Source organism: Collimonas sp. GW821-FHT02H07, from assembly GCF_059421505.1.
In genome coordinates, this window is sequence record NZ_JBWKVC010000010.1 from 146,898 (window position 1) to 160,136 (window position 13,239).

Annotated in this window: 9 protein-coding genes; 6 read left to right on the plus strand and 3 right to left on the minus strand. The window is 60.4% G+C overall.

What is annotated here, in order from left to right; all coding sequences use genetic code 11:
• Nucleotides 1–49 precede the first annotated feature (49 nt).
• Nucleotides 50–682 carry a cysteine hydrolase family protein gene (locus AC07V8_RS16685; protein WP_494679599.1) on the minus strand — a complete coding sequence of 211 codons (633 nt, stop codon included), beginning with the start codon at nucleotides 680–682 and terminating at the stop codon, nucleotides 50–52.
• A 161-nt stretch (nucleotides 683–843) separates the two neighbouring features.
• On the minus strand, nucleotides 844–1,311 hold the full coding sequence (locus AC07V8_RS16690; RefSeq protein ID WP_014008110.1) for an Lrp/AsnC family transcriptional regulator: 468 nt from the start codon (nucleotides 1,309–1,311) through the stop codon (nucleotides 844–846).
• Nucleotides 1,312–1,682: 371 nt separating this feature from the next.
• Here AC07V8_RS16690 and rocD point away from each other — a divergent pair, with 371 nt between their 5' ends.
• From rocD to AC07V8_RS16715, 5 genes are all read left to right on the plus strand, one after another.
• Complete coding sequence (rocD, locus tag AC07V8_RS16695) at nucleotides 1,683–2,921, plus strand: ornithine--oxo-acid transaminase (protein ID WP_494679598.1); 1,239 nt, start codon at nucleotides 1,683–1,685, stop codon at nucleotides 2,919–2,921.
• Nucleotides 2,918–3,796, plus strand: coding sequence for a dimethylarginine dimethylaminohydrolase family protein (locus AC07V8_RS16700; RefSeq protein ID WP_494679597.1), 879 nt, complete (start codon nucleotides 2,918–2,920; stop codon nucleotides 3,794–3,796). The genes rocD and AC07V8_RS16700 overlap by 4 nt, the downstream gene beginning before the upstream one ends.
• A gap of 119 nt (nucleotides 3,797–3,915) precedes the next feature.
• Nucleotides 3,916–7,677, plus strand: coding sequence for a methionine synthase (gene metH, locus AC07V8_RS16705; protein WP_494679596.1), 3,762 nt, complete (start codon nucleotides 3,916–3,918; stop codon nucleotides 7,675–7,677).
• A gap of 151 nt (nucleotides 7,678–7,828) precedes the next feature.
• A complete protein-coding gene (locus AC07V8_RS16710; RefSeq protein ID WP_494679595.1) occupies nucleotides 7,829–8,725 on the plus strand; it encodes an SGNH/GDSL hydrolase family protein in 897 nt (298 codons plus the stop codon).
• An 89-nt stretch (nucleotides 8,726–8,814) separates the two neighbouring features.
• Nucleotides 8,815–9,555, plus strand: a complete 741-nt coding sequence (locus AC07V8_RS16715; protein ID WP_211471277.1) for a hypothetical protein — start codon at nucleotides 8,815–8,817, stop codon at nucleotides 9,553–9,555.
• A 261-nt stretch (nucleotides 9,556–9,816) separates the two neighbouring features.
• On the opposite strand, the gene AC07V8_RS16720 is transcribed toward AC07V8_RS16715, so the two are convergent.
• Nucleotides 9,817–11,118, minus strand: coding sequence for an NCS2 family permease (locus AC07V8_RS16720; protein WP_494679594.1), 1,302 nt, complete (start codon nucleotides 11,116–11,118; stop codon nucleotides 9,817–9,819).
• 551 nt (nucleotides 11,119–11,669) lie between these two features.
• On the opposite strand from AC07V8_RS16720, the gene xdhA reads away from it, so the two are divergent.
• The gene (gene xdhA, locus AC07V8_RS16725) at nucleotides 11,670–13,235 is read left to right on the plus strand and encodes a xanthine dehydrogenase small subunit (protein ID WP_494679593.1); all 1,566 of its coding nucleotides are present in this window, start codon (nucleotides 11,670–11,672) and stop codon (nucleotides 13,233–13,235) included.
• Nucleotides 13,236–13,239: the final 4 nt, after the last annotated feature.

The window sequence follows — 13,239 nt, forward strand, 5'->3', positions numbered from 1 at the left end:
GATTGAGAAAAAACAATGCTTGCTGCAACAAAGAACTGGCAATCCTTGTTCAGCCGACCAGTTCCAGGATTTCACTGGTGCTGCGAATCTCGGCAATGGCATCCGACATGCCGGTCAATACGGCGCGGTGCAGGTCCTTGTGATTGACCGTGCCGCCGTCCCAGGCGTCGATATCGCGGGTAGCGCTGGCATCGCTGCTGATGATGACCTGATAGCCGTTGGCGACACCGTCGAAGGCCGTCGCGGAGACGCAGTTATTGGTCATCAGGCCGCTCACGATCAGCGTCTTGACGCCGCGCGCCTGCAACTGCTGATGCAGATCGGTGCTGGCAAACGAACTGGCATAGGTTTTGCGGATGGTCACGTGGCGGGCAGCACGCTGCACCTCGGGATGGAATTCCGCCATCTCCGTGTTTTGCGTAAACAGAGGCCGCGCCGGCGAACTCCATTGCTGGATATGAAACACCGGCATGCCATGCTTGTCAGCCAGCGCGATCAGGCGGTTGGCATTGCGCACCACGGCCAGGCCGTCGGGAATCGGCAGCTTGCCGGTGAAATATTCATTCTGGATATCGATCACCACCAGCGCCGTCGTGGTCGGCTCAAGACGTGTGCTGGCACTGGCGCCGGCGATGCTGCGGATGGTCGGGTTACGGCTCAGGTTGTTGGTCGAGGCAATCATGTGAGCTCCTGGTGGTGAAGTGGTGAGTTGGAGTACACAGCTTAAGGCCGCGAACAATGACTGGACAGCAGGCGGGCGACACATGATTTGTGCTGTTTCAGCACAAATCAACGCCAAACACGTTGCCAGTATGATGTCAAATGCTTACGGTTTTTCCTTCCTCAATCCGCCAGCGGCAATGGACTGGACGGCTTGATCTCTTCCAGGCACACCATGGAACGCACCCCCGCCACCCCCGGCACCTGCATCAGCCTGTCCGTCAGGAATGCCGAGAGCGATTTCAGATCGCTGGCCGCCACCTTCAGCAGATAGTCGAAATCCCCCGAAATCGTGTAGCACTCCAGGATTTCCGGAAACAGGCGGATCGCCTTCTCCAGCTTGCGCACCTGCTTGAACTGCTCGCGCGCGATGTTCAGGTTGACGAAAGCCACCACGCCCAGGCCGATCGCCGCCGGCTCCACCTGCGCCGCATAGCCGCGGATGATGCCGTCCTTCTCCAGCCGCTGGACCCGCCGGTAGCACTGCGGCGGCGACAGGTTCACCTGTTCGGACAGTTCCACATTGGAGGCGCGGCCGTTGGCCTGCAGGGTGCGCAGGAGAATACGGTCGTAGCGATCCAGTTTTTCCATCTCAATCTCCCTTTATGAATGATTCTTGCGCATTTCACGCAATCCATGAGCAATTATGCACAAATATTTCTAGTGTTTGTGATTATCATGTAACCAGATGCGAGGCACCGCATTAAACCTATAAATGCAGCATTTTGCAGCCACCTCTAAGCGCGTTAGCCAGCGTCCGAAAACCCGGTCGGTTGCCATTGGCTTTGTTACCGATGCATTACCAGGATGTCGCGTTTGTTCAAAATCTGTAGCGAGCGGGGCAAGGTCGTTCTGAGAAGCGCAGCCGTACGGAGGTACGGTGAGCATCGCAAGGACGAGATTGCTCCGCGCAGTAAGATTTTGAGCAAACCTATTAGATGTGGCCTCACCAGGAGCAGACCATGAAGAACCATGCAATTACTCTCGAAGACCGATACTGCGCGCACAACTATGAACCGCTGCCGGTAGTGCTCAGCAGCGGCAAGGGCATCTGGCTGTGGGATCAGGACGGCAAGCGTTACATGGACATGATGTCGGCCTATTCCGCCGTCAGCTTCGGCCACAGCCACCCGACCCTGGTCGGTGCGCTGACCAAGCAGGCGGCGCAGTTGGCGATCGTCTCGCGCGCTTTCTATAGCGACCAGTTGGGACCTTTCCTGCAATTGCTGTGCGAAATGACCGGCATGCCCAAGGCCTTGCCGATGAACAGCGGCGCCGAAGCCGTCGAGACCGCGATCAAGGCCGCCCGCAAATGGGGTCACAAGGTTAAAGGCATTGCCGAAAACAGCGCTGAAATCATCGTTTGCCACGGCAATTTTTCCGGCCGCACCACAACCATCGTCGGCTTCTCTTCGGAAGCGCAATATCGCGACGGCTTCGGGCCGTTTTCCGGCGGCTTCCCCAGTGTGCCGTTCGGCGACGCCGCCGCCATGGAAGCCGCGATTACGCCGCGCACCGCAGCCTTCCTGCTGGAACCGATCCAGGGCGAAGCCGGCATCATCGTGCCGCCCGACGGCTACCTGGCGAAATGCCGCGAAATCTGCGACCGCCACAACGTGCTGCTGATCTGCGACGAAGTCCAGACCGGCCTCGGCCGCACCGGCCGCCTGCTGGCCAGCGACCATGAGGGCGTCAAGCCGGACGGCCTGATCCTGGGCAAGGCGCTCGGCGGCGGCTTGCTGCCGGTGTCGGCCTTCCTGGCCCGTGAAGACCTGATGGCGGTATTTACCCCGGGCGATCACGGCAGCACCTTCGGCGGCAACCCGCTGTCGGCAGCGGTGGGCCACGCTGCGCTGCGCCTGCTGCGCGAAGAAAAGCTGGCGGAAAATGCCCAGCGTATGGGCGAGCGCCTGCTGAGCGGCCTGCGGGCGATCCAGCATCCGGCGATCCGCCAGATCCGCGGCAAAGGTTTGCTGATCGGCATGGATCTCGATCCTAGATTCATTTCCGCCCGCGAATTCTGCGAGCGCCTGATGCAGCAAGGCATCCTATCGAAAGACACGCACGACACCGTGGTGCGCTTTGCGCCGCCGCTGATCATTACGGCCAACGACATCGACGCTGCGCTGGAAGCGATCCGCTACACATTTACCACCCTTGATACACCCGCAACTCACCTGACCGAAAGGAGCTACGCATGACCAACCACCTGCTGGACCATACCGCGGAAGACACATTCTTGATGTGCGCTCCGGATCATTTTGAAGTGTCTTATGTCATTAATCCGTGGATGGCTGGCAATATTGCGCATGGCAACCGTAGCGTCGCCATGGAGCAGTGGACGGCATTGGTGGAAGCCATCGGCCAGGTCGCCAAGATCAAGATGATGCCCGCCATGCCAGGCGTGCCTGACCTGGTGTTCACGGCCAACGCCGGCGTCGTGCTGGGCAATAAAGTGGTGTTGTCGCGTTTCCGCCACGTTGAACGGCAGGCCGAAGAAGTCTATTTCGACGCCGCCTTCGCCGCCCATGGCTTTGAAGTGTTGACCCTGCCGCCGGAACTGCCTTTCGAAGGCGCCGGCGATGCATTGATGGACCGTAGCGAAAACCTGCTCTGGTTCGGTCATGGCCACCGTTCGGATATCGCCTGCGCCACCCGCCTGTCGGAATTGCTGGATATCGAAGTGCAGCCGCTGAAGCTGGTGGACGCCCGCTTCTATCATCTGGATACCTGCTTCTGCCCGCTGGCCGGCGGCTACGTGATGTATTTCCCGGAAGCATTCGACGCCGCTTCGCAAGCGGAAATCACCGCCCGCGTTCCTGCCGACAAGCGCATCGTGGTCGGCAGCGAAGACGCCCTGCACTTTGCTTGCAATACCGTCAACTCCGGTCGCCACATCTTCCTGAACCAGGCTTCGGACGCCTTGGTAGCGCAGCTGCAGGCGCACGGCTTTGTTGTCCATCAGACAGCACTGACCGAGTTCCTCAAGGCCGGCGGCGCAGCGAAATGCCTGACCCTGAAGCTCAATGAACCACATCAAGGCGCCGCGCAGGTGGCTCGTCAGGAAGCTGCATAATCGGCTACAGGATATACGCAAGCCATTGATTTAACGTATAATTTCTGGCATTGCCATTGCAAACAACCCGGCGCTTCGGCGACCGGGTTTTTTGCGTCCCTACTGACCAGAGTACGCTAATGACGCCTCCAGCAACACGCCCCGCCGTATCCACCGAAACCCGTCTGCGCGAGTTGCTGGCGCAACGCATCCTGATCCTGGATGGCGCCATGGGCACCATGATCCAGCAATACAAGCTGACGGAAGAAGATTACCGCGGCGGCCCCAACGGCCGCTTCATCGATTTCACCGGTCCGGGCCGCGAGCTGTTCGTGAAAGGCAATAACGAGCTGCTGTCGCTGACCCAGCCGCACATCATCAGCGCCATCCACGAGGAATACCTGGCGGCCGGCGCCGATCTGATCGAGAGCAATACCTTCGGCGCCACCACCGTGGCGCAGGACGATTACCATATGGCGCACCTGGCCTACGAAATGAACGTGGCCTCGGCGCGGCTGGCGCGTGCCGCCTGCGACAAATATTCCACACCGGACAAGCCGCGCTTCGTCGCCGGCGCGCTCGGCCCGACGCCGAAAACCGCGTCGATCTCGCCTGACGTCAACGATCCGGCGGCGCGCAACGTCACCTTCGACCAGCTGGTCGCCTCCTACCTGGAACAGACCCGCGGCCTGGTGGAAGGCGGCGCCGACGTGCTGCTGGTGGAAACCATTTTCGACACCCTGAACTGCAAGGCGGCGCTGTTCGCCATCGATACCTTCTTTGAGGAGTCGGGCCTGCGTCTGCCGATCATGATTTCCGGCACCGTCACCGATGCTTCCGGCCGTATCCTGTCGGGCCAGACCGTGCCGGCATTCTGGAACTCGATCCGCCACGCCAAGCCGCTCACGGTCGGCCTCAACTGCGCACTGGGCGCAGCGCTGATGCGCCCCTATGCGGAAGAACTGTCGAAGATCGCCGATACCTTCGTCTGCATCTACCCGAACGCCGGCCTGCCCAATCCGATGAGCGATACCGGTTTCGATGAAACGCCAGACGTGACCTCCTCGCTGCTGAAGGATTTCGCCGAAAGCGGTTTCGTCAATATCGCCGGCGGCTGCTGCGGCACCACGCCGCCGCACATCAAGGCGATTGCCGACACCGTGGCCAAGATCCCGCCGCGCGCGGTACCCGAAACCACCTATGAAATGCGGCTGTCGGGACTGGAACCGTTCACCATTGACGACAGCTCGCTGTTCGTCAACGTCGGCGAGCGCACCAACGTCACCGGCTCCAAGGCGTTTGCCCGACTGATCCTCAACGAGCAGTACGACGAAGCGTTGGCGGTGGCGCGCCAGCAGGTCGAAAACGGCGCCCAGGTGATCGACATCAACATGGATGAAGCGATGCTGGATTCGATCGCCGCCATGCAGCGCTTCCTCAACCTGATCGCGTCCGAACCGGATATCGCGCGCGTGCCGATCATGATCGATTCGTCCAAATGGACGGTGATCGAAGCCGGCCTCAAATGCGTGCAGGGCAAGGCAGTGGTCAACTCGATCTCGATGAAAGAAGGCGAACCGGAATTCCTGCGCCAGGCCAAGCTGTGCCGGCGCTACGGCGCCGCGGTGATCGTGATGGCCTTCGATGAAAAGGGCCAGGCCGACACCTTCGAACGCAAGATCGAGATCTGCGAGCGCGCCTACAAGCTGCTGGTGGACCAGATCGGCTTCCCGCCGGAAGACATCATTTTCGATCCGAACATTTTCGCGATTGCGACCGGCATCGAAGAGCACAACAACTACGCCGTCGATTTCATCAACGCCACGCGCTGGATCCGCGAGAACCTGCCGCACGCCAAGATCAGCGGCGGCGTCTCCAACGTCAGCTTCAGCTTCCGCGGCAACGATCCGGCGCGCGAGGCGATCCACACCGTGTTCCTGTACCACGCCATCAAGGCCGGCATGACCATGGGCATCGTCAACGCCGGCATGATGGGCGTCTACGACAACCTGCCGGCGGAACTGCGCGAGCGAGTCGAAGACGTGGTGCTGAACCGCCGTGAAGATGCGACCGAGCGCATGATCGAAATCGCCTCGACCCTGAAGGCCGGCGACAAGAAAGAAGAAGCGACGCTGGAATGGCGCAGCGGCACCGTGCAGCAGCGGCTGGCGCACGCGCTGGTGCAAGGCATCACGCAGTGGATCGTGGAAGACACGGAAGAAGCGCGCCAGGAGTTGCTAGGCAATGGCGGCCGCCCTATCCACGTGATCGAAGGCCCGCTGATGGATGGCATGAACATCGTCGGCGACCTGTTCGGCCAGGGCAAAATGTTCCTGCCGCAGGTGGTGAAATCGGCGCGCGTGATGAAGCAGGCGGTCGCTCACCTGATTCCCTACATCGAAGAAGAAAAGCGCCTGCACGAAGAACTGACCGGCATCGCCGCCAAGCCCAAGGGCAAGATCGTGATCGCCACGGTCAAGGGCGACGTCCATGACATCGGCAAGAACATCGTCTCGGTGGTCCTGCAATGCAATAACTTTGAAGTAGTGAACATGGGCGTGATGGTGCCTTGCTCGGAAATCCTGGCCATGGCCAAGGCCGAGAATGCCGATATCATTGGCCTGAGCGGCCTGATCACGCCGTCGTTGGAAGAAATGGCGCACGTCGCCAAGGAAATGCAGCGCGATCCTTACTTCCGCAGTGTCAAGATGCCCTTGCTGATCGGCGGCGCCACCACCAGCCGCGCCCATACCGCGGTGAAGATTGCGCCCAACTACGAAGGTCCGGTGGTGTACGTGCCGGATGCGTCGCGTTCGGTCTCGGTGGCGCAATCGCTGCTGACGCCGGAACAGCGCGACCAGTACATCGATGAAATCGCAGTCGATTACGAACGCATTCGCGAGCAGCACGCCAACAAGAAGGCGGTGCCGCTATTGTCGCTGGCGGCAGCGCGCGAGAATCGCACCAAGCTCGAATTTGCGCCGGTCAAACCCAAGTTCATCGGCCGCCGCGTCTTCAAGAATGTCGACCTCGGCACGCTGGCGCGCTATATCGACTGGGGTCCTTTCTTCCAGACCTGGGACCTGGCCGGCCCCTATCCCGCCATCCTCAGCGACGAAGTAGTCGGCGAAGCGGCCAGCAAGGTGTTTGAAGAAGGCCAGGCGCTGCTGCAAAAGCTGATCACCGGCCGCTGGCTGACCGCCAACGGCGTCATCGCCCTGATGCCGGCCAATACCGTCAACGACGACGACATCGAAATCTATACCGACGACACCCGCAGCAAGGTGGCGTTCACCTACTACGGCATGCGCCAGCAGACCGTCAAGCCGGTGATCGACGGCGTCGCCCGGCCGAACCAGTGCCTGTCCGACTTCATCGCGCCGAAGTCCTCCGGCATCGCCGACTATATCGGCTTGTTCGCCGTTACCAGCGGCATCGGCATCGAGAAGCACGAAAAACGCTTTGAAGATGCGCATGACGATTACTCGTCGATCATGCTGAAATCTCTGGCCGACCGCCTGGCGGAAGCCTTTGCCGAATACATGCATGAGCGGGTGCGCAAGGACTTGTGGGGTTATGCGCCGGATGAGGAATTATCGAACGAAGCCCTGATCAAGGAAAAATACAGCGGCATCCGCCCTGCTCCCGGCTATCCGGCCTGTCCGGAACATACGGTCAAGGCCGACATGTTCCAGCTGCTGCAATGCGATGAAATCGGCATGCAGGTGACCGAATCGTTCGCCATGTTCCCGGGTGCGGCGGTGTCCGGTTTCTACTTCGCCCATCCCGATTCCAAGTATTTCGTCGTCGGCAAGATCGGCGACGACCAGGTCAACGACATGGCGTCCCGGCGCGACGTCAGCAAGGAAGACATCGAGCGCTGGCTGGCGCCGAATCTGTAAAAGCAAAAGACAAAAGGGAGCGTCGGAGTGTCGTATGGCCGACGCTCCCTTTTTTTATCTGCTAAGCTGAAATTGTGTTGCAATGGAAGAACTCAACGCGCCGGGCAATGTCCAATGGTTGCCTATTCTAATTGCAGATGAGGAGCTTGGCATGCGTCAAAGCCTGGTGTTGAAGCAGCAATTGCAGGAATCCATCAAGTCTGAAATCGCCCAGCGCACGCAGCAGCATCGCGCGAAAATGGCCATCCTGCGCAACCGCGATGTGCATCTCAGGGCCAATGGCGGCGCCGTGCCGCCCAAGCCGCTGCTATTGCTGGCCCATGGCGATTCGTGGTTCGACTATCCCCTCAACGGCAATGCGCTGGCATTGCATAGCACCGACATCATCGCTCAGCTGGAGAACATGGGCGCGGTCCATCCGGTCATCATGAATCTTTCGCACTACGGCGATTCCAGCTCGGATGAAATGGCCTTGCCAAAACAGCAGCGCCTGATCGCCTGCCTGCAGGATGCCACCAACTGGGTCAACGGCAAGCCCGACGCCATCCTGTTTTCCGGCGGCGGCAACGACATTGCCGGCGACAAATTCTGCATTTTCCTGGATGACGCCAGCGCCGGCGGCAGCGGCCTTGACCGGCAGCGTTTCCCCAGGCTGCTGGCCATGATCGAAGCATCCTATCTCGATCTGTTTGCATTGCGCGACAAGTACGCGCCGGGAGTACCGATTTTCGGCCATTGCTATGACTTCGCCATCCCCAACGGCAGCCATCCGGCGTGCGCCGGTCCATGGCTGCTGCCATCGCTGACCTTCGGCGGCTGGACTGCCGACCAGGGCGGCGCGATTGTACAGCAGGCGCTGATCGCCTTCGCCGCCACCTTGCGCGCACTGGCGGCGGCGCCCGCCAACAATTTCATCCTGGTCGAGACCCAGGGCACGCTGGCCAGCACTGACTGGGCCAACGAGCTGCACCCCTATCCGGCCGGTTTCAAGAAACTCGCGGCCCGCTTTGTCGGCGCGCTGGGGCAACGGTTTTCCGGGCACATCTAAGCAGCTGGCGGACTGTCGCAACTCCGCCAATCATCCCAACCGTCGGCTAGCGCAGGCAAGCCCGATCTTATCCTTGAGGAATCCGCTCCATGTCTTCACTCCGCTTTGGTAAACACCCGCCGAAACATGACTACCGCACGCTGCGCCTGAAGAACTACCTGGGCGCCGAACTGGCGCCGCCGCCAGCCTCTTACGACGTGCTGGCGCGTGTCTATCAGAAATTGAGCGCAAGCGACCCGACGCAATTGTTTCCCATGGACGGCAACGATACGCTGGGCGACTGCACTATCGCCGCCCTGGCCCATGCAATCACGACCTACAACGGCCTGGTCGGCACCCAGAAAATCCCCGCCAAACAAGCGGTAGTGAAGCTTTACATGCACCTGACCGGCGGCGTCGACTCCGGACTGAGCGAGCTCGAGGTGCTGAATTACTGGCGCAAGACTGCTTTTGCCGGTGAGAAGATCTACGCCTACACCAGCATCGACGTCAAGAACCGCACCCACATTCAGCAGGCGATTCAATTGTTCGGCGGCGTCTACCTGGGTTTCCAGGTGCAGGAAAACTGCCTGCAGGAATTCGAGGCACGCCAGCCGTGGATACCGGGCAAGCTGACCAACGATGGCCACGCAGTATATGCGGTGGCGTATGACGCTGCCGGCGTCACGGTCCTGACCTGGGGCAATGTGCAGAAGGCGACCTGGGAGTGGTGGGATGCCTGCGTCGACGAGGCCTACGCCATCCTGCCGGCCGAAGCCAGCATTGCCGATTTTGCGCCAGGCTTCGATTTTGCCCAGCTGCAGGCTGATCTGGCGAATGTAGCGAATTAGCGCTTGCCGCGCCGGCACAAATCCGCCGGCGTAAAAAAGCCCCGTCGGCGACGGGGCTTGCAGGCTTCGAATGCGGCCAGCATCAGCGGTCAGTTATGTGCCCTGACTTGCGGGCATTGCTCCCCCTTGGTGAAGCACGGCGTGATCCAGGCGCATCCTTGCAGCAGGCAAAACATGATGCATGCGACGCTTGCCTTGCCGATTGCAGCGCTTTTCCAGCCTTCTGATTTCATCCGATATTCTCTCTTCACGAACAAGCGATCAATCGCCACCGAGATGGATGAACTTGTACAGGAAAATCGCCGCGATGATCCAGACCATGACAGGCACCTGTTTGGCACGGCCGGTGAACAGCTTCAGCGCCGCATAGGCGATGAAGCCGAAGGCGATGCCGTTGGCGATGGAATAGGTGAACGGGATCATCAGCACAGTAATGACGGCCGGCACGCTTTCGGTGGAATCTTCCCAGTTCAGGTGCACCAGTTCGCGCAGCATCAGTCCGGCCACGTAGAACAAGGCCGGCGCGGTGGCGTAGGCCGGCACGGCGCCGGCCAGCGGCGAGATGAACAAGGCGGCCAGGAACAGCACGCCGACCGCCAGCGAAGTCAGCCCGGTACGGCCGCCCGCCTGTACCCCCGCAGCGCTTTCGACATAGGCCGTGGTGCTGGAGGTTCCCAGGAAAGTGCCGGCCACGATTGCCGTGCTGTCTGCCAGCAAGGCCTTGTTAAGCCGCGCCATCTTGCCGTTGACCAGCAGGCCGGCGCGGTTGGCCACACCCATCATGGTGCCGGTGGCGTCGAACATCTCCACCAGGAAGAACACCAGCACGATGTTCAGGATCCCCATCGACAAGGCGCCCATGATGTTGAGCTTGAACAAGGTCGGCTCTATCGATGGCGGCATGGACACCACGCCGTTGAAGGTATTGCCGCCCACCACGAAGCTCAGCACGGTGACGGTCAGGATGCCGATCAGGATTGCACCCTTGACCTTGAGATGGTCCAGCACCACGATCAGCAGGAAACCGAGGATGGACAGGATCACCGGGATCTGGTGCAGATCGCCGATCTGCACGAAGGTGGCCGGATTGGCGACCACCAGGCCGGAACTCTTGAGCGCGATAAAGCCCAGGAACATGCCGATGCCGGCGGTGATCGCAATCCGTATGGTCGGCGGTATGCCGTTGACGATCAGGCCGCGGATGCCGACCAGGCTGACGATGATGAACAGGCAACCGGAAATGAAGACCGCCCCCAGCGCCACTTCCCAGGATACGCCCATGCCCTTCACCACCGCATAGGCAAAGTAGGCATTGAGGCCCATGCCGGGCGCCAGCGCGATCGGATAGTTGGCGTACAGCGCCATGATCAGGGTGCCGATCGCGGCCGCCACGCAGGTGGCGACAAACACTGAGCCCTTCGGCATGCCGGCGTCGCCCAGGATCGCCGGATTGACGAAGATGATGTAGGCCATCGTCAGGAAAGTGGTCAGGCCGGCGATCAGTTCGGTGCGGACGTCGGTGCCGTTTTCTTTCAGCTTGAAAAATTTCTCGAGAAACTGCATTCTGGTGTCTCCTTGATTAATGAGCAGAGACGGCAGCGGCGGACTGTGTCTGTATATATAGTTGGTTTCCTTGCTGCCATTCTGCGCGGCGGCTGGCAGAATTCCGGCAAACTGGTGGGGTACTGAATGGGGTCACAAATATGCTCCAGGGTAAATATCGATTATTCCAGCGTGATGATAACCGCTCTCAGCGCCCGTTAGAACCCTGCCGCAGCGCTAAATAAATCCCCTCCTGGTCCGGATTGCATGCCGTTTTCAGGAATGGCAGCCATGCTGCAACCCGCATGCATTATCAAAGAAACCACAAAATCAGGGAGCCGCCCCGCAAACGCCCCCTTTATTTGCCAACTGGAATTAGATATGCGATCTCTATTCCATTCTGAAGATAATTGATATGAGCCCTTTCGCTATATGGAGCACCGGCGCAAATGCTAATCTGAGCTCATAATTAATAGGCCGTTGCAAAGTCAGCCTAGCCCTACGTAGTCCCTGCACCGCAGCCAGGCAATACGATCAGATAGGCAGCGTTTTGCAACAGTCGCCAAACCAGAATGGAGATCGTCTTGTCTACGTCCGCATCTAATTCCTCGGCCGATAGCGTCATCCGCTTCTACTATCGTGGCGAAGTCCATACGGTAGATCAGGCTGCGCCTACCCGCACCATCCTGCAACACCTGCGCGAAGACCTGCATTGCACCGGCAGCAAGGAAGGCTGCGCCGAGGGCGACTGCGGCGCCTGCACCGTCGTCATCGGCGAGCAGACTGCGGACGGCGTCACGCTGAAATCGGTCAATTCCTGCATCCAGTTCCTGCCGACGCTGGACGGTAAAGCTTTGTATACCGTCGAAGACTTGAAACAGAATGACGGCGCCCTGCATCCGGTGCAGCAGGCAATGGTGGAATGCCACGGCTCGCAATGCGGCTTCTGCACGCCGGGCTTCGTGATGTCGCTATGGGACCTGTACCTGAAGAACGACGGCAGCCAGGCGCCGGCCTGCGGCTCGGCCAAGGGCGCATGCCAACCGCAACAACAGCAGCAACAAGCGCAACCCCTGCTGCGCAAAGACATCGACATCGCCTTGTCAGGCAACCTGTGCCGCTGCACCGGCTACCGTCCTATCATCGACGCTGCCCACCGCATGGGCGAACTGCCGGCGGTCGGCTTCGATCGCCAGGCGCTGCAACATGCGCTGCAACCCTTGCAGCGCGACGACATGTTCGTCTATCGTCACGGCAGCCAGACTTTCTACGCGCCGCGCACCCTGGCGCAACTGGTCGAGGTGCGCGCCGCACTGCCGGCCGCGCGCATCCTGGCCGGCTCGACCGACGTCGGCCTGTGGGTCACCAAGCAGATGCGCGACCTGGGCGACATCATTTATCTCGGCCAGGTGGCCGAACTGAACAGCCTCAGCGTCAACCAGCAGCAGATCGAGATCGGCGCCGGCGTCACCCTGAACGATGCCTACGCCGAAATCTGCAAGCACTATCCTGAACTGTCCGAGATGTGGCAACGCTTCGCCTCGCTGCCGATCCGCAATGCCGGCACCCTCGGCGGCAACGTCGCCAACGGCTCGCCGATCGGCGATTCGCCGCCATGGCTGATCGCACTGGGCGCCCAAGTGGTGCTGCGCGGACCGAACGGGCAACGCGTGATGCCGCTGGAAGCGCTGTACCTGGATTACATGAAGAAAGACATGCAGGCCGACGAATTCGTCGAAGCCGTGCGGATCCCGTTGCCGCACGCCGGCCAGCGCTTCCGCACCTACAAGCTGGCGAAACGCTTCGACCAGGATATTTCCGCCGTCTGCGCCGCATTTTCCGTGACGCTGGATGGCGACAAGATCAGCGATATCCGGATTGCCTTCGGCGGCATGGCGGCCACGCCGAAACGCGCGGCGCTCACTGAAGCCGCCCTGCGCGGCCAGGTCTGGAGCGAAGCGGTGATGGAAGCCGCGGTGGCGTTGATGTCGGATGACTACAAGCCGCTGTCGGACATGCGCGCTTCCAGCGAGTACCGCATGAAGACCTCGCAAAACCTGCTGCGCCGGTTCTGGCTGGAAACCCGTATCGAAGCCCCCTTGCGTACCGACCAGGTCAATCCTTTCGTGTGCGCCTGAAGCG